19 protein-coding genes are annotated in these 15,837 nt (G+C 74.0%); 6 read left to right on the forward strand and 13 right to left on the reverse strand.

Annotated elements, in window-relative coordinates:
• A complete protein-coding gene (locus tag DQ239_RS13605) occupies window positions 1–1,464 on the forward strand; it encodes an APC family permease (protein WP_113834953.1) in 1,464 nt (487 codons plus the stop codon).
• 9 nt (window positions 1,465–1,473) lie between these two features.
• On the opposite strand, the gene DQ239_RS13610 is transcribed toward DQ239_RS13605, so the two are convergent.
• Window positions 1,474–2,052 (reverse strand): YdeI/OmpD-associated family protein, encoded by a 579-nt coding sequence (locus DQ239_RS13610; RefSeq protein ID WP_113834954.1) that lies wholly within the window; start codon window positions 2,050–2,052, stop codon window positions 1,474–1,476.
• 103 nt (window positions 2,053–2,155) lie between these two features.
• Here DQ239_RS13610 and DQ239_RS13615 point away from each other — a divergent pair, with 103 nt between their 5' ends.
• From DQ239_RS13615 to DQ239_RS13635, 5 genes are all read left to right on the forward strand, one after another.
• Window positions 2,156–2,896, forward strand: coding sequence for a histidine phosphatase family protein (locus DQ239_RS13615; RefSeq protein ID WP_233489198.1), 741 nt, complete (start codon window positions 2,156–2,158; stop codon window positions 2,894–2,896).
• Window positions 2,877–3,767, forward strand: a complete 891-nt coding sequence (locus DQ239_RS13620; RefSeq protein ID WP_113834955.1) for an NAD(P)H-hydrate dehydratase — start codon at window positions 2,877–2,879, stop codon at window positions 3,765–3,767. The genes DQ239_RS13615 and DQ239_RS13620 overlap by 20 nt, the downstream gene beginning before the upstream one ends.
• Before the next feature lie 13 nt (window positions 3,768–3,780).
• The gene (locus DQ239_RS13625; RefSeq protein WP_113834956.1) at window positions 3,781–4,086 is read left to right on the forward strand and encodes a hypothetical protein; all 306 of its coding nucleotides are present in this window, start codon (window positions 3,781–3,783) and stop codon (window positions 4,084–4,086) included.
• A gap of 49 nt (window positions 4,087–4,135) precedes the next feature.
• Entirely contained in the window at window positions 4,136–4,669 is a 534-nt protein-coding gene (locus DQ239_RS13630; RefSeq protein ID WP_199582994.1) for a gamma carbonic anhydrase family protein, read from the forward strand.
• A 232-nt stretch (window positions 4,670–4,901) separates the two neighbouring features.
• Window positions 4,902–5,180 carry a hypothetical protein gene (locus tag DQ239_RS13635; RefSeq protein ID WP_233489200.1) on the forward strand — a complete coding sequence of 93 codons (279 nt, stop codon included), beginning with the start codon at window positions 4,902–4,904 and terminating at the stop codon, window positions 5,178–5,180.
• Window positions 5,181–5,228: 48 nt separating this feature from the next.
• Here the strand turns inward: DQ239_RS13635 and DQ239_RS13640 are convergent, their stop codons facing one another.
• The 12 genes from DQ239_RS13640 to DQ239_RS13695 form a co-directional block, all read right to left on the reverse strand.
• Complete coding sequence (locus DQ239_RS13640; protein ID WP_113834957.1) at window positions 5,229–5,981, reverse strand: amino acid ABC transporter ATP-binding protein; 753 nt, start codon at window positions 5,979–5,981, stop codon at window positions 5,229–5,231.
• Between the two features lie 32 nt (window positions 5,982–6,013).
• The gene (locus DQ239_RS13645; protein WP_113834958.1) at window positions 6,014–6,970 is read right to left on the reverse strand and encodes an amino acid ABC transporter permease; all 957 of its coding nucleotides are present in this window, start codon (window positions 6,968–6,970) and stop codon (window positions 6,014–6,016) included.
• A 17-nt stretch (window positions 6,971–6,987) separates the two neighbouring features.
• Entirely contained in the window at window positions 6,988–7,911 is a 924-nt protein-coding gene (locus tag DQ239_RS13650) for an ABC transporter substrate-binding protein (RefSeq protein WP_113834959.1), read from the reverse strand.
• A 91-nt stretch (window positions 7,912–8,002) separates the two neighbouring features.
• On the reverse strand, window positions 8,003–8,542 hold the full coding sequence (locus DQ239_RS13655) for a hypothetical protein (RefSeq protein WP_113834960.1): 540 nt from the start codon (window positions 8,540–8,542) through the stop codon (window positions 8,003–8,005).
• Window positions 8,539–9,438: a mechanosensitive ion channel family protein gene (locus DQ239_RS13660; RefSeq protein ID WP_233489203.1), complete on the reverse strand. Its 900-nt coding sequence runs from the start codon at window positions 9,436–9,438 to the stop codon at window positions 8,539–8,541. Before DQ239_RS13660 ends, DQ239_RS13655 begins: the two co-directional genes overlap by 4 nt.
• A 46-nt stretch (window positions 9,439–9,484) precedes the next feature.
• A complete protein-coding gene (locus DQ239_RS13665) occupies window positions 9,485–10,291 on the reverse strand; it encodes a thioesterase family protein (RefSeq protein ID WP_113834961.1) in 807 nt (268 codons plus the stop codon).
• 80 nt (window positions 10,292–10,371) lie between these two features.
• A complete protein-coding gene (locus DQ239_RS13670; RefSeq protein ID WP_113834962.1) occupies window positions 10,372–11,376 on the reverse strand; it encodes an ABC transporter substrate-binding protein in 1,005 nt (334 codons plus the stop codon).
• A gap of 85 nt (window positions 11,377–11,461) precedes the next feature.
• Window positions 11,462–12,304 carry an ABC transporter ATP-binding protein gene (locus tag DQ239_RS13675; protein WP_113834963.1) on the reverse strand — a complete coding sequence of 281 codons (843 nt, stop codon included), beginning with the start codon at window positions 12,302–12,304 and terminating at the stop codon, window positions 11,462–11,464.
• Window positions 12,301–13,386 (reverse strand): iron chelate uptake ABC transporter family permease subunit, encoded by a 1,086-nt coding sequence (locus tag DQ239_RS13680; RefSeq protein ID WP_113834964.1) that lies wholly within the window; start codon window positions 13,384–13,386, stop codon window positions 12,301–12,303. Before DQ239_RS13680 ends, DQ239_RS13675 begins: the two co-directional genes overlap by 4 nt.
• On the reverse strand, window positions 13,383–14,381 hold the full coding sequence (locus DQ239_RS13685; RefSeq protein ID WP_113835051.1) for an iron ABC transporter permease: 999 nt from the start codon (window positions 14,379–14,381) through the stop codon (window positions 13,383–13,385). Before DQ239_RS13685 ends, DQ239_RS13680 begins: the two co-directional genes overlap by 4 nt.
• 134 nt (window positions 14,382–14,515) lie before the next feature.
• Window positions 14,516–15,229: a hypothetical protein gene (locus DQ239_RS13690; protein WP_113834965.1), complete on the reverse strand. Its 714-nt coding sequence runs from the start codon at window positions 15,227–15,229 to the stop codon at window positions 14,516–14,518.
• Window positions 15,230–15,341: 112 nt separating this feature from the next.
• Window positions 15,342–15,836, reverse strand: a complete 495-nt coding sequence (locus tag DQ239_RS13695; RefSeq protein WP_113834966.1) for a glutathione peroxidase — start codon at window positions 15,834–15,836, stop codon at window positions 15,342–15,344.
• Window position 15,837: the final 1 nt, after the last annotated feature.

The raw sequence follows: 15,837 nt of genomic DNA on the forward strand, positions 1-15,837 counted from the left end.
GTGACCACCACCAGCGACCCGCAGGCGCCCACGCTCCGCCCCGACGCCGTCGGCTTCCTGGACACCTTCGTCATCGGCCTCGCGGCCACCTCGCCGGCGTACTCGCTGGCCGCCGTCCTCGGGCCGATCGTCGCCCTGGTCGGTGTGCACGCCCCGGGCGTGCTGCTGGCGTCGTTCGTGCCGATGCTGCTCATCGCCGGCGCCTTCGCCGCCCTCAACCGGGTCGACCCGGACTGCGGCACCACGTTCTCCTGGGTCACCCGCGCGCTGGGCCCCTGGGCGGGCTGGATCGGCGGCTGGGCGATCGCGATGACCGGCGTCCTCGTGCTGGGTTCGCTCGCCGAGGTCGGCGTGCGGTTCACCCTGCTCGCCGCCGGCCTGGACGGGTGGGCGGACTCGACGCCCGTGGTCATGGGCCTCTCGGTGCTGCTCGTGGTGGTGATGGCGGCGGTCTGCGTCCGCGGCACCGAGCTCTCGGCGCGGCTGCAGAACGGCCTCATCGTGGCCCAGACGGTGGCGCTGGCGGTCTTCGCCGTCGTGGCCCTCGTGCGCGGCCTGCGGGGCACGAGCCCGCTCGGTGGCCTCACCCCGCAGTGGAGCTGGCTGGACCCGTTCGGCTCCGGGGGCGCGGCGCTGTCCGGGGGGCTGCTGCTCGGCGTCTTCGCCTACTGGGGCTGGGAGTCCGCGGTGAACCTCACCGAGGAGACCCGGGACCCGCAGCGCGCGCCGGGGCGGGCGGGGATCTGGTCGACCGTCGCCCTGCTCGGCACCTACCTCGGCGTGGCGACGGCGGTCCTCGCCTTCGCGGGCACCGGGTGGCTGGCCGGCAACGCCGACGAGGAGGAGGCGGTCTTCGCGCTGCTGTCCACCCGGGTGCTCGGCGGCTGGGACTGGGTGGTGCTGCTCGCCGTCGCCACCTCCGCCATCGCCTCGACGCAGACGACGATCATCCCGGCGTCGCGGACCGGCCTGTCGATGGCCCGCCGCGCCGCGCTGCCCCGCCGGTTCGCCGCCGTCTCGCCCGTGCACCGCACGCCCGACGTCTCCACCTGGTGGGTCGCCGGCATCGGCGTCGCCTGGTACGTCGGGGTGGGGCTGGTCAGCGAGAACGCCCTCTACGACTCGATCACCGGGCTGTCGCTGCTCATCGCCCTCTACTACGCGCTCACCGGTCTCGCCTGCGCGGTCTACTTCCGTCGTCGGTTGTTCTCGAGCGTGCGCGACCTGCTGGTGCTCGGCGTGGGCCCGCTGGCCGGCGCGGCGATGCTCGGCTGGCTGCTGGTGCTCTCGGTCCGGGATCTCGCCGACGCGGAGAACTCCTACACCGGTCAGGCCTGGTTGGGCGTGGGCCCGCCGCTGGTGATCGGCGTCGGCGTCATGGCCGCCGGGGTGGTGCTCATGCTGTGGTGGCGACAGCGGGACGCGCGCTTCTGGCAGGAGCGGGCGAGCGCCTACCCCGGCTGATCCGGGCGGTCAGCGCGGTCGGCCGTCGGTGGCCAGCTGCTCCACGAGGGCGGTGATCCGCCGGGCGCGGGTCTGCTCGGTGGCCGCGGTGTGCACCCGGTGCAGCACGGAGTAGCGGTCCTGCCCGGAGAGGCCGTCGAACGCCGTCCGGGCGGCGGGCACCGCGTCCAGCGCGGCCGCGAGGTCGTCGGGGACGGTGATGGTGGCCGGGCCGGCGTAGGCCCGCTCCCACCGCCCGTCGGCCTTCGCCGCCTCGACGGCGGCCAGCCCGGCCGGGCGCATCCGGCCCTCGGCGATCAGCCGCTCCACCGTGCCGACGTTCTTCAGCGACCAGACGCTCCTCGGCCGCCGCGGGGTGATGCGCTGCAGGTAGAAGGAGTCGTCGAGGCGGTTGGCGCGGCCGTCGATCCAGCCGAAGCAGAGCAGCACCTCGACCAGCTGCTCCCAGTTCACCGACGGGACGCCGGAGCCCTTCTTCGCGATCTTCACGTAGAGGCCCGGCGCGGTGTCGTGCTCGGCCTCCAGCCAGGCCTCCAGCGCCGCCTGGTCGGCGAAGGCCAGCACCGGCAGGTCGGTCGGCAGCGTCACGGCGCCATCCTGCCCGCGGGGGCCGACGGTTTCGGGATCGTCGCGCGCGGCTACCGGCGGGCGGACGGCCGCACGGCGCGGCGACAGAGCGGAGGGGTGAGGCGTGGCGAGCCGGGAACCGGGACCGTCGGTGCTGTGGCTGGTGCGCCACGGCGAGAGCATGGGCAACGTCGCCGACGCGCACGCCCACCGGGCCGGGGCCGGCCGACTGGAGCTCGACGTCCGCGACCCCGACGTCCCGCTGTCGGACACCGGACGCTCCCAGGCCGAGGCGCTGGGCACCTGGCTGGCGGGGCTGCCGCAGGACGAGCGGCCGACGGCGGTGCTGAGCTCACCGTTCGAGCGCGCGCTCACGACCGCGCGGCTAGCCACCGCCGGCCTGGATCTCCGGGTGCGCACCGACGAGCGGCTGCGGGAGCGCGATTTCGGCGCCTTCGACCGGATGACCGGCGCCGGGATCCGCGAGCAGTACCCGGCCGAGGCCGAGCGCCGCGACCTGCTGGGCAAGTTCTACTACCGGCCGCCCGGCGGGGAGAGCTGGGCCGACGTCGCCCTGCGGATCCGCAGCCTGCTGGCCACCGAGGGGCTGCGGCACGACTGCGAGCGGCTGGTGATCGTGGCCCACCAGGCGGTGATCATGGTGTTCCGCTACGTGCTCGAGGAGCTGACCGAGCAGGAGCTGCTCGCCGTCGACCGGGAGGAGCAGGTCGCCAACGCGTCGCTCACCCGCTACGAGCGCCTCGAGTCCGGAGCGTTCCGGCTCGTCGGGTTCAACGAGGTGGCGCACCTGACCGCCGAGGACGAGCCGATCACCGAGGAACCCGATGCCGCGCAGCAGCCCTGACCCCGTCCTCGTCACCCCCGAGGTGCTCCGCGCCTGGCCGCTGCCGGAGCCGTCGGGGAGCAAGAACGCGCGCGGCTCGATCCTGGTGATCGGGGGCAGCACCGAGACCCTCGGCGCGGTCCTGCTGGCCGCCGTCGCCGCGATGCGCGCCGGCGCGGGCAAGCTGCAGGTAGCGACGGTCGCCTCGATGGCCCCGCATGTCGCCACCGCGCTGCCCGAGGCGCTGGTCCGGGCGCTGCCGCAGACCGACGGCGGCGCGATCGCCCCCGAGGCCGCCGACACCGTCCGCGACCTGGCCGAGGCGGCCGACGCCGTCCTCATCGGGCCCGGCATGGCCGACAAGGAGGCGACCCAGGGCTTCGGCGAGCGGCTGCTGCCGCACCTGCACGGCCCGCTCGCGCTCGACGCGCTGGGGCTGGCGACGGTGACCGCCGAGGAGAGCTGCGTGCACCACCTGGACGGCCGGGTGGTGCTCACCCCCAACCCCACCGAGGCCGCCTACGCGCTGCACGTCGGGGAGGACGAGGTCGACGACGACCCGGCCGGCGCGGCCGCGGACCTCGCCGATCGCGCGCGGGCCGTCGTCGGCCTGGGCGGGGCCACCTCGTGGATCGCCGCGCCGGACGGCCGGCTGTGGCGGGACGAGAGCGGCACCGCCGGGCTCGGCGTCTCCGGGTCCGGCGACGTGCGCGCCGGGATCACCGGGGGGCTGCTGGCCCGGGGCGCCGAGCCGGCCCAGGCCGCGCTGTGGGCCGCCTGGCTGCACGGCCGCGCCGGGGAGCGGCTGGCCTCGTCGGTGGGCCGGCTGGGCTTCCTGGCCCGCGAGCTCCCGGGCGAGGTCCCCGCGGCCCTGGCCGAGGTCACGCCCTGACAGGATCGCCGTCGTGACCGGACCGGAGGGGCCCGCAGCGGCCGAGGTGTTCGTCGCCGGCTTCGAGCCCCGGCCGGGCGGCCGGGTGCGGCACGGCGTCCGCATCCTCGGGGCGTTCGTCTCGTCGCTGGCCCAGGGGCTGCTGCCCCCGCCGGCGGTGCACGACGTCGTCGTCCGGCGCCGGGACGACGGCACGGAGGTGTCCCGCATCCCCGTCGAGAACCCCGACGTGCCCGCCGAGACCCTCCGGTTCGTGCAGCAGGACCTGGCCTCGCGCAGCGCCGGGCAGTTCGTCGCGGAGTGGCGCCCGCGGGCCTGACCGGTGCCCCGAGCGCGTCGGGGACCGTGGGCTGTGCTGGGGTGCAGGGGTGAGCGACTCCTTCATCGGCGCCCTGGACTTCGGTACTCCCGCCATCGACGACGACGCGTTCGTCGCGCCCACGGCGGTCGTGGTGGGGGCGGTGACGATGGGCCCGCGGTCGAGCATCTGGTACGGCGCGGTGGCCCGGGCCGACGCCGAGGTCATCGGGATCGGCGCCGACTCCAACATCCAGGACGGCTGCACGCTGCACTCCGACCCCGGCTTCCCGCTGGTCGTGGGGGAGCGGGTGTCGGTGGGGCACCGGGTCGTGCTGCACGGAGCCCGCATCGACGACGACGTGCTGGTCGGCATGGGCAGCGTGATCATGAACGGTGCGCACATCGGCTCCGGGTCGATCGTGGCCGCCGGCGCCGTCGTCACCCAGGGCAAGGTCTTCCCGCCGCGGTCGCTGATCGCCGGCGTCCCGGCGAAGGTGATGCGCGAGGCGACCGAGGACGACCAGCTGCACATCCAGTACAACGCCAAGGCCTACAGCGAGCGGCTCGACTCGGCCCGGCGGGTGCGTCGCATCGAGGGCTGATCGCCGGGTTGCCCGCGCGAACCATGCGCACTCGTGGCCATCAGCCGCTCATCGCCACGAGTTCGCATGGTTGGTGCTCGACAGGTCACCCGCCGCGCGCATCGCTAGCGTCGACGGCGTGACCGCCGACGCGCTGCCCCCGTTCCAGCTGCACCCGGTGCACCACGTGCAGCTGGCCATCCCGCCCGGCGGCGAGGAGCGGTGCCGGGCCTTCTGACGGGACGTGCTGGGCATGCGGGAGCTGGAGAAGCCGCCGGTCCTCGCCGCGCGGGGCGGCTGCTGGTTCCGGGGCGGCGGACTGGAGGTGCACCTGGGCGTCGAAGACCCGTTCCTCCCCGCCCGCAAGGCTCATCCCGGCCTGCTCGTCACCGGTCTGCGTGCCGTCGCCGCGGCGCTGGAGCGGGCCGGCTCCCCCGTCACCTGGGACGGCGACTTCCCCGGGCACGAGCGGTTCTACAGCGCGGACCCGTTCGGCAACCGTCTGGAGTTCCTGGAGCCGGTCAGCCGCTGAGCGGGCGGCTGTCCCACGTGAAACATCCGCCCCATGCGGGGTCGGGCTTCACAGGACCTTGGAGAGGAACGCGCGGGTGCGCTCGTGTTGCGGGTCGGTGAGCACCTGCTTCGGGTCGCCGGCCTCCACCACCACGCCGTCGTCCATGAACACCAGGGTGTCGCCGACCTCGCGGGCGAAGCCCATCTCGTGGGTGACGACGACCATCGTCATCCCGTCGGCGGCCAGGCCCCGCATGACGTCCAGCACCTCACCGACCAGCTCGGGGTCCAGCGCGGAGGTGGGCTCGTCGAAGAGCATGAGCATGGGCTCCATCGCCAGCGCCCGCGCGATCGCCACCCGCTGCTGCTGACCGCCGGAGAGCTGGTTCGGGTAGTTGTGCATCCGGTCGGCCAGCCCGACCCGCTCCAGCAGCGCGGCGCCGCGCTCGCGGGCCTCGGCCTTCGAAACGCCCTTGACCTGGACCGGGGCCTCGACGACGTTCTCCAGCGCGGTCATGTGCGGGAAGAGGTTGAACCGCTGGAAGACCATGCCGATCTCGCGGCGCTGCGCGGCGACCTCGGAGTCGCGCAGCTCGTGCAGCCGGCCGCCCTTCTCGCGGTAGCCGACCAGGTGCCCGTTCACCGAGAGCCGCCCGGCGTCGATCCGCTCCAGGTGGTTGATGCAGCGCAGGAACGTCGACTTGCCCGAGCCGGACGGCCCGACGATGCACATGACCTCGCGCGGGGCGACGGTCAGGTCGATGCCCTTGAGCACCTCGACGTGCCCGAAGGACTTGTGCACGCCCCGCGCCTCCACCATGGGCGGGGGCGTCGACGTCCCGACGGCGCTGCTCAATGCGTGCTCCCCACGTCACGGGCCCGGCGGGCCGCCCGCTGCTGGCGGGTCTCGCGGTTCCCGAACCCCCGGCTGAACCGCCGCTCGAGGAAGTACTGGCCGACCATGAGCAGGCTGGCCAGCGCCAGGTACCAGAGGATCGAGGCCACGGCCATCGGGATGACCTGGAAGGTGCGGGTGCCGATGGCCCGCAGCTGGAAGTTGAGCTCCGTGGTCACCGGCACCGCGACGAGCAGCGCGGTGTCCTTGAGCATCGCGATGGTCTCGTTGCCGGTGGGCGGGATGATCACCCGCATCGCCTGGGGCAGCACGATCCGGCGCATCGTCTTGCCCCGGCTCATGCCCAGCGCGTGGGCCGCCTCGGCCTGGCCGGGGTCGACCGACTGGATGCCGGCCCGCACGATCTCGGCCATGTAGGCGGCCTCGGAGAGCGCCAGGCCGATCAGGCCGGCCACGAAGCCCTTGAAGATCTCGTTGCCGTCGAAGCCGAACAGCCGCCAGTCGCCCTGGAAGCCGAACAGGTCCATGAGCTGCTGGTCGAACGGGAAGCCGAACTCGTACCGGGCGTAGAGCGCACCCAGGCTCGCGACGAAGAACAGCAGCACGATGCGCGGGATGGCGCGGAAGAACCAGATGTAGACCCAGGCCGCGCCGGAGACCTCCGGGTTGGCCGACAGCCGCATGACCGCCAGCACGATGCCGAGCAGGATGCCGATGACCATCGCCAGGACGGTCATGATCAGCGTCGTCCGCGCGCCCCGGAGGACGGCGTCGCTGAACATGTTCTCGACCATGAAGTCCCACTGGAACACCGGGTTGGTGACCAGCATGTGGACGAACATGGCCGCGAGCACCGCGATGACGGCGGCGGCGATCCAGCGCCCGGGATGGCGGACCGGCACCGCCCGGATCTGCTCGGGCGGTGCCGGTGTCGTGCTGGTGTCGGGGTCCATCGGCAGAGGTGGAGGCGTCAGCCGGCCGGGTTGACTTCGGGGGTGTCGATGGCGCCGGCCTCGACGCCCCACTTCTCGAGGATCTCCTCGTAGGTGCCGTCCTCGATCAGCGCGGTGAGCGCGTCGGCCAGCACCTGCCCGAACTCGGTCTCCGCCTTCGGGACGACGTAGCCGTAGGGCGCGGAGTCGTAGATGTCGCCCAGGAGCTCCAGCTGCTCGTTGGTCTGCTGCACGGCGTAGGCCATGACCGGCGAGTCGGCCAGGCCGGCGTCCGCGCGGCCGGAGACGATCGCGGCGGTGGCCTCGTCCTGCCCCTCGAACTGCTGGATGTCGATGGGCTCGTTCCCGGCGGCCTCGCACTCTTCGGAGCGGGCGGTGATGTCGTCGACCTGCACCGTGCCGCGCTGCACCGCGATGATCGCGCCGCACGCGTTGTCGGGGTCGACGTCCTCCGGGTTGCCGGCCTTGGTGGCCCACTGGGTGCCGGCGGAGAAGTAGCTGACCATCGTCGCCTCGGCCAGGCGCTCGGGGTTGATGGTGAAGGAGGAGACGCCGACCTCGTACCGGCCCGAGCCCACGCCGGCGATGATCGAGTCGAACGACGCGGACTCGAACTCCGCCTCGAAGCCGATCTTCTCGGCGACCGCGGAGAACAGGTCGACGTCGAAGCCGATGATCGTCTCGCCGTCCTCGTCGATGAACTCGCTCGGCGCGTAGCTGGAGTCGGTGCCGACGGTGATCGTGCCGTCCTCGGCGATCTCGTCGGGCACCCGTGCGGCCAGCTCCTCGTCGACCTCGACGGCGGGGCGGCTCTCGTCGGCCGCGGCGTCGCCGGAGCCCGAGGTGTCGGAGTCGTCTCCGCAGCCGGAGAGGATCAGCGCGGCGCTGGTGGCGGCGACGGCGACGGTCGCCGCGCGGCGGGTCAGGGAACGAGCGGACACGAGTGAGGTCTCCTTCGGGCGGGACAGAGGCTTGATCTTGCCCTGCGTCGTGGTGCGGCGTCGTGTCCGGGTGGTTCCGCTTCGGTCACGGTCACCCGGACGTGGACGGCGAGGTCCCGGTCGTCCCGCTCGTCGGGGAGGCGGGTTCCGAGGTCTCGGTGGGCACGCTCGGTTCGGTGGTCGTCTCCGGCGCCGAGGAGCTGGAGGTGCTCGGTGTGCTGCTCGTCGTCGGGGTGTCCGTCTCCTCGGACGGGGTCCCGCTCTCCTCGGTCTCCTCGGTCTCCTCCGGCTCCGTCGTCGGCGTCGGCTCCTCGGTGGGCTCCGGCGACGTCGTCGTGGGGTCGGTCGGGATCACCGGATTCGTCGGGGTCTGGACGCCGCTGCTGCCGCCCGCGGGGGTCGTGTCGGTCAGGCCGTCCTCGGGGCGGACGTTCAGGTACAGCGTGAAGACCGCCAGGAACAGCACCGACAGGATCACCGTCGAGGTGCGGGCGCGGCCGAGGTGGTCGGGCAGCCTCTTCCAGTGCCACCACGAGGTGTGCGGGGCCTCGGCGGTCCCGCCGGTCGGGGCGGTGCTGACCGTCGGCGTGGCGACCTGCTCAGCCGGTGGCTCGTTCCCTGGCGTGCTCACGCGTCCTCCCCCTCGCGCACGAGCTGTGCGGTGTGCCCGTCGCCCGCCGCGGGGGGCGGGGTGACCTGCATGCCCTGTTCGCGGAACGCGAGCACGATCCGGACCCGCAGGTCACGGCCGACCTCGAACTGCTTGCCCGGCAGGGTGCGGGCGACGACGCGGACGTTCACCTCGTCCAGCCCCAGGCTCTCCACGCCCATGACGGTGGGCGGGTCGAGCAGCAGCGGGCGCATGGCCGGGTCACGGAACGCCTCGCGGCCGACCTCGCGGAGGATCTCGTTGACCCGGTTGACGTCGGCGTCCGAGGGCACCGGGACGTCGATGACGGCCCGCGCCCAGTCGCGCGACAGGTTGACCACCTTGACGATCTGCCCGTTGGGCACGGTGATCACCTCGCCGTTGGCCGAGCGGACCCGGGTCACCCGCAGGGTCACGTCCTCGACGGTGCCCTGGGCCGGGTCGCCCGCGCCGGTGACGGCGATCGCGACGACGTCACCGAAGCCGTACTGCCGCTCGGTGATGATGAAGAAGCCGGCCAGGACGTCGCCGACGATCCGCTGGGCGCCGAAGCCCAGGCCCACGCCCAGCACGGTCGCCGGCGCCACGAGCCCGGTCACCGGCACGCCCAGCCGGTCGAGGACGAAGAACACCGCGACGGCGTAGATGAGGACGACGGCCGTCCAGGTGATGACCTGGGTGAGCGAGTGCCGGTGCTTGGCGGCCTCGGAGCGCACGAGTGCGTCGTCGCCGGTGGAGCGCTCGTCGATCCGGTCGGTCACCCGACCGCCGGCCCAGCCCACGAACCGGGCCAGCAGCACCGACCCGAGGATGATCAGCACCACCTCGAGCCCGCGCCCGGCGAACCAGTCCAGGACGTCCCTCAGCGCGTCACCCACGAACGCTCCTCCCTGTCGTCATCCACCCCGGGTGCTGCCGCGACCCTCACCGCGGCTCCACGAACAGCGACTGCGTGGACCGGCCGATCGCACCGTCGCCGTCGAACAGGACCGCGGAGCACTGCGCCGCACCCGAGTCGCCCAGGACGGTGGTCGCGTCCATGCCCAGCCACTCGCCGCGCGGCGGCCGGTGCAGCGCCACGCTCAGATCGACGTTGGCGAACGTGGCGGAGTTCCAGTCCAGCACGGCGGAGATGCCGCTGGCCGCGTCGGTCATGACCAGCAGGTGCTGCAGCGGGCTCATCGGCTCGCCGTCCACCAGGGTGCACTCCGGCCGGGTCCAGGCGGCCGCCGGCCCGGGGGAGTTGAAGCTGCCGGAGGCGAACCGCCACTCCAGCGCCTTGTGGTAGGCCACCTCGCTGCGGAAGAAGGCCGCCTCGCCGGGCGCGCTCTCCTGCACGCCGGCCGGCGCCGGGTGCGGGGCGACCGGCGCGGAGCCGGGGACGGCGGCGGGCAGCCCCTCGGTGCGGGTGCGCATCCGCCACGCGGACAGCCGCATCAGCGGGCGGTCGTCCCCGGCGTCGAGCACGGCCTCGACGAGCTCGATGCGGCGTCCGGGGCGCACGACGATGGTGCTGATCCGCACCGGCCCGACCGGCACCGGGCCGAAGATGTCGTAGTTCAGCCGCACCGTCTGGCCGCCGTCGATCCCGCTGGCCCGCTCGACCTCGCGCGCCAGCAGCGCCGCCGGCGGGCCGGCGTGCTGCAGGCCGGGGTCCCACGGCCCGATCGTGAGAGCTGTGGCCTCGAACCCCTCGGCGGTGCGCACGTACAGGGCGCTGGGCAGCTCCATGCCTCCAGTGTCCCGTGCGGTCCGACGGACCCGACCGCGGGCGTCGGGGGAGGCGGCCTCCCCCGACGCCCGCGGGTGGATCAAGGCGTGACGTCCTGCGACGCCTCCAGCCAGCCGGCCAGCTCCTCCATGTAGGCGGCCTGGGCGGTGTAGTCCATCCCGATGTACTTCCACGGGTGCACCTGGTCGGCCTGCACGGCCGGCAGCAGCCCGTAGGTCGGCTGCTCGGCCATCTGCTCGGGCGTGAGCGCCCCGCGCAGCGAGTACAGGAGGATGTCGCTCGGGTACTGCGGCACGTCCTCCCAGCCGGCGGTCTGCCAGTAGTACTCCTCGCCACCCGGGTCGACGAACTGCACGCCGAGCTCGCCGTACATCCGCAAAGAGGGCTCGTCCTCCGCCTTGGCCATGTAGAAGCCCTCGTCGGCGTACGCGGCGACGGGCAGCACGGTCAGCCCGCCGGCGGCGGCCTCGCTCAGCGCCGTGGAGGCCGCCTCGAAGTCCGCCTCGGCCGCGCGGACCTCCTCGCTGTCCATGTCCGCGCCCAGGGCCTCGGCCAGCTCGGCGGTGCGCTCGATGACGTCGGTGGCCGACCCGGCCCAGGCGACGGCGATGATCGGGGCGATCTGCGCGACCTGCTCCTGCTGCTCGAGCGACTCGAAGCCGTACAGCGGCTGGGACTCGTCCAGCGTCCCCTCCGAGTCGGTCGGGTAGACCGTGGTGACGACGACGTCGGGCGCGGCGGCGGCGAGCTGCTCGAGGTCGATGTCGCCGTAGCTCTCGCCGAGGATCTCCACGTCGGAGAGGTCGCGCCCCTCGAAGGCGACGTCGTCGGCGGTCGAGGTCTGCCCGAAGGTGGCCACCGGCGCGACGCCGTAGTTCCACAGCGAGGACGCGACGTCGTTGATGGCGGCGACGCGCTCGGGGGCGGCGTCCAGCTCGACGGTGGTGCCCAGGTCGTCGGTGAACGACCAGCCCTCGCCGGATGCCGCGGCGTCGCCGCCGTCGTCGTCGCCGGAGCAGGCGCTGACGCCCACCACGGCGAGCGCGAGCAGGCCGCCGAGCAGGCGGCGGGATGTGCGGTGCACTCGGGTTCTCCCTCGGGTCAGGCGGTGATGATCATCGCCGGTTGCGAGGAAGGTTAGCCTGCCCTAAGTAGAGCCGACCAGGGGGTCAGCGCAGGCGGCGCACCGGCACGACCATCGGCGTCCCGGCGACCGGGTCCGGCACGATCCGCGCCTCGAGGTCGAAGACGTCCGCGAGCAGCTCCTCGGTGAGCACCTGGGCGGGCGTGCCCGAGGCCACCAGCACGCCGTCCTTCATGGCGACCAGCCGCTGCGCGTAGCGGGCGGCCAGGTTCAGGTCGTGCAGGACGACGGCGACCGTGCGGCCCCGCTCGGCGTGCAGCCGCCCCACGAGCTCGAGCACGTCGATCTGGTGGGCCAGGTCGAGGTAGGTCGTGGGCTCGTCCAGCAGCAGCAGGTCGGTGCCCTGGGCCAGCGCCATCGAGATCCAGGCCCGCTGGCGCTGGCCGCCGGACAGCTCGTCCACCGGGCGCTCGGCCAGCCCGGCCATGTCGGTCCACTCCAGCGCCTCGGCCACCACGGTCTCGTCGTCACGCGACCACTGCCGGAGCCAGCTCTGGTGCGGGTGCCGGCCGCGGGCCACCAGATCGGCCACGGTGAGCCCCTCGGGCGCGATCGGCGACTGGGGGAGCAGGCCCAGCACCCTGGCCACCTCGCGGGTCGGCGTCCGCGCGATCGCCCGGCCGTCGAGCAGCACCTGGCCGCCCGAGGGCCGCAGCAGCCGGCCCAGGGCGCGCAGCAGCGTGGACTTGCCGCAGCCGTTGGGCCCGACGATCGCGGTGAACGAGCCGTCGGTGAGCTCCAGGTCCAGGTCGTGGACGACGACGCGCTCGTCGTAGGCCAGGCGCACGTGCTCGGCGGCCAGCCGCACCCGGCCGGGCGCGGCGACCGGGTCGTGCCGCACCGCGGGTTCGGTGGAGGTGGACGTCATAGCGTGGATCGCCGCCTTCCGCGGACCAGGAGCCAGAGCAGGTAGGGCGCGCCGATCACGGCGGTGAGGATGCCGACCGGCAGCGCCTCGGGGAGCGCGGTCCGGGTGACCAGGTCGGCGCTGACCACGAGCACGGCGCCGATGAGGCCCGAGGCCAGCAGCGGCGGCCGGGAGCCGCCGGTGAGCCGGACGGCGACCTGCGGGACGACCAGCGCCACGAAGGTGATCGGCCCGGCGGCGGAGACGGCGGCGGCGGTGAGGGCGACGGCGAGCAGCACGACCGCCGTCTGCGCCCCGGCCAGCCGCAGGCCCAGCCCGCGCGCGGTGTCGTCGCCGAACTGCAGGACGCTCAGCGCCCGGCCGGCCGCCAGGGCGAGCGGGACCAGCACGGCCAGCGCGATGGCCAGGGGCACGGCCTGGTCCCACGTGCGGGCGTTGAGCGAGCCGGTGATCCAGACGTAGGCCGCGGCGGCGTCGTAGACCTGCGCGTTGGTGAGCAGCCAGTCGACCAGCGCGCTCCCGACCGACCACAGCGCGATGCCGACCAGCACCAGCCGGTACCCGTCGACCCCGGCCCGCCAGGCCAGCACGAACAGCAGGACGCCGGTGACCAGGGCCCCGCAGAGCGCGGCGAGCGGGACGCCGAAGCCGCCCAGCACCGCGCCCACCGAGCTGCCGCCGCTGAGGACCAGCGCCGCGACGGCCCCGACCGAGGCGCCGATGGTGATGCCGAGGGTGTCGGGGGAGGCCAGCGGATTGCGGGCGAAGGTCTGGAACAGCGCGCCGGCCACGCCCAGGGCCAGCCCGACCAGCAGGCCGACGATCACCCGGGGCGCCCGGAGCTGCAGCACGATGAAGTTCTGCGGGCCCTCGCCCAGGCCCACGAGCGTGCGCAGGACGTCGGGGATCGCGATCGGGAAGTCGCCCCGGCCGATGCTCACCGCGGAGACGAGCACCAGCACGACGAGGGTGACCAGCGGGACGAGCAGGTGCCGCCAGCGGAGCAGCACCGACGCGGAGCCGAGGCGGATCGCCGTCCGGCCGCGCGGGCCGCTGACCGGCCGCTCGAGGGTGGCCGTCACAGCGCCATCGTCTTCCGGCGGCGGACCAGCGCGATGAAGAAGGGGGCACCGAGGACGGCGAGCACGATGCCGACCTGCAGCTCGCCGGGGCGGGCCACCACGCGGCCCACCACGTCGGCCGACAGCAGGAGGGCCGCCCCCAGCAGGCCTGCGCAGGGGACCAGCCATCGGTGGTCGGGGCCGGTGAGGGCGCGCACCACGTGCGGCACCACCAGCCCGACGAAGGCGATCGGCCCGCAGGCGGCGGTGGCCGCGCCGCACAGCAGCGTGATCGCGGCCAGCCCGACGGTGCGGGCCAGCCAGATGCGCTGCCCCAGCCCGCGGGCGACGTCCTCACCGAGGCCGAGGAGGTTCAGCGCCGGCGCGTTGGCCAGGGCGAGCACGACGCCGACGGCGATGAACGGCGCGACCTGCCAGGCCACCTCCGCACCCCGTCCGGCGAGCGCGCCCACCTGCCAGAAGCGGAACGAGTCGAGGGTCTGGGTGTCGCTGACGACGACGGCGCGCACCAGCGCGTAGAGCAGCGCCGACAGCGCCGCGCCGGCCAGCGCCAGGGTGATGGGGGTGGCGCCGCCGCGGCCGGCGGAGCCGATCGCGTACACCAGGACGGTGCCGGCCAGCGCGCCGCCGAAGGCGAACCAGACGTAGCCCGAGACCGAGCCGACGTCGAGGAAGGCGATCGCGCAGACGACGGCCAGCGAGGCGCCGGCGGTGACGCCGAGCAGCCCGGGGTCGCCCAGCGGGTTGCGGGTGTGGCCCTGCATGAGCGCCCCGGACATGCCCAGCGCGGCGCCGACGATCAGCCCGAGCACCGTCCGCGGCACGCGCAGCTGCTGCACGATGACGGCGGCCTCGTTCGTGGGGTCGTCGTCGAACAGCGCCCGCCAGACCTCGCCGGGCGCCAGGGACCGGGTGCCGACGGCGATGCTGGCCAGCGCCGCGGCGGCGACGAGCCCGAGCAGGACGAGCAGCACCACCAGCCTGCGGGTGCGCATCGGTCCACCGCCCGGGCGCGGGCGCGCGCCGCTCCGCACGGGAGCGTCGGCCGTGGTGGTCACACGAGCTCCCGGGGACGGCGATGGGTGGTAAGGCTTACCTTACTGCCCGCTGCGGTCGCCGGGAACCCGAGCTACCGCTTCTGCCGGCGGCTGCCGCCGTGCCAGTCCTCCGAGCGGCCCACCTCGCCGGTGCGCACGCCGAACGCGGGGAGCTGGGGGCGCTCCCGCAGGCTGCGCTTGAGCTCCGCGAAGCCCGGGAACGACGCCAGCGCCACGACGTGGTCCCACAGCTCGACGGCCTCCTCGTCCGCGGGCAGCCGGCTGATCACCGGGCCGAAGAAGGCGATCCCCTCCGGGGGCCGGAAGTGCAGGATCGGCGTCCCGACGTCCTTGCCGGTCAGGGCCAGCGCCTCGTCGGTCTCGGCCTGGATCTGGGCGTCCCAGGAGTCGTCGTCCAGGGCGGCGGCGAGCTCGGCCGGCAGGCCGGCGTGCGCGAGCACCGGCTCGACGAACGCGCGGGTGCCCCGGCGTGCGGCGTCCCCGTCGGTGGCCGGCACCTCGAACACATGCGCGCCCATCGCGGCGTAGAGCCGGTCGACGGCCTCGGGGCCGTGCTCGGCGCGGGCCCGGGCGGCGACGCGCAGCAGCCGCAGGCCGGAGGTGTGCCCGGCCTCGTACTCGGGCGGGAAGTGGGTCGCGTAGTCGATGTGCGCGTTGAGCAGCCGCAGCGAGATGAACCGCCACTCGACGTCGTACTGCCGCTGCGCGCTCACCTGGCGGACCCACTGGCTCGTCATCCAGGCGAACGGGCAGACCGGGTCGAACCAGAAACGGAGGTCGGCCATGGCCTCGAACCTAGGCGCGGCCCCGCCTCGCCGCCGGGTCGGTCAGCCGCGCCGGGCAGCAGCCGACCTCGCCGTCGACGGCGAGGTCCGCTGCGACACCGCGAGGGCGAGGTCAGCCGGGGAGGACGGACTCGATCGCCGCGCGGACCTCGGGAGCGTCGGGGGTTGTCATCGGGCGGAACCGCGCCACGACGTCGCCCTGGCCGTTCAGGACCCACTTCTCGAAGTTCCAGGAGACGTCGCCGTCCTTGCCGTCCATGTCCGGGGCGGTGGTCAGCTGCTGGAAGAGCGGGTGGGCGTTCTCGCCGTTGACGTCCACCTTCTCCGTCATCGGGAAGGTGACGCCGTAGGTGGCCGAGCAGAACTCGGCGATCTCATCGGCGGTGCCCGGCTCCTGGCCCATGAACTGGTTGCAGGGCACGCCCACGACGGTGAAGCCGCGGGGCGCGAACTCCTCGTGCAGGGCCTCCAGCGCGGTGTACTGCGGGGTCAGGCCGCACTTGCTGGCCACGTTGACCACGAGGGCGGGGTTGCCGCCGGTCAGCTCGCGCAGCGTCGTCGCGGCGCCCTGGAGGGTGGTCACGGGCACGTCGAGGAGGTCGCTCATG

The organism is Blastococcus sp. TF02-09 (assembly GCF_003319105.1).
GTDB lineage: Bacteria > Actinomycetota > Actinomycetes > Mycobacteriales > Geodermatophilaceae > Blastococcus.

What these genes read in the sequence shown, in the direction of transcription:
- DQ239_RS13695 (WP_113834966.1), bottom strand. Translation starts at nt 15,836, where the DNA reads ATGAGCGACCTCCTCGACGTGCCCGTGACCACCCTCCAGGGCGCCGCG.
- DQ239_RS13690 (WP_113834965.1), bottom strand. Translation starts at nt 15,229, where the DNA reads ATGGCCGACCTCCGTTTCTGGTTCGACCCGGTCTGCCCGTTCGCCTGG.
- DQ239_RS13675 (WP_113834963.1), bottom strand. Translation starts at nt 12,304, where the DNA reads ATGACGTCCACCTCCACCGAACCCGCGGTGCGGCACGACCCGGTCGCC.
- DQ239_RS13635 (WP_233489200.1), top strand. Translation starts at nt 4,902, where the DNA reads ATGCGGGAGCTGGAGAAGCCGCCGGTCCTCGCCGCGCGGGGCGGCTGC.
- DQ239_RS13685 (WP_113835051.1), bottom strand. Translation starts at nt 14,381, where the DNA reads ATGCGCACCCGCAGGCTGGTGGTGCTGCTCGTCCTGCTCGGGCTCGTC.
- DQ239_RS13665 (WP_113834961.1), bottom strand. Translation starts at nt 10,291, where the DNA reads ATGGAGCTGCCCAGCGCCCTGTACGTGCGCACCGCCGAGGGGTTCGAG.
- DQ239_RS13620 (WP_113834955.1), top strand. Translation starts at nt 2,877, where the DNA reads ATGCCGCGCAGCAGCCCTGACCCCGTCCTCGTCACCCCCGAGGTGCTC.
- DQ239_RS13645 (WP_113834958.1), bottom strand. Translation starts at nt 6,970, where the DNA reads ATGGACCCCGACACCAGCACGACACCGGCACCGCCCGAGCAGATCCGG.
- DQ239_RS13640 (WP_113834957.1), bottom strand. Translation starts at nt 5,981, where the DNA reads ATGGTGGAGGCGCGGGGCGTGCACAAGTCCTTCGGGCACGTCGAGGTG.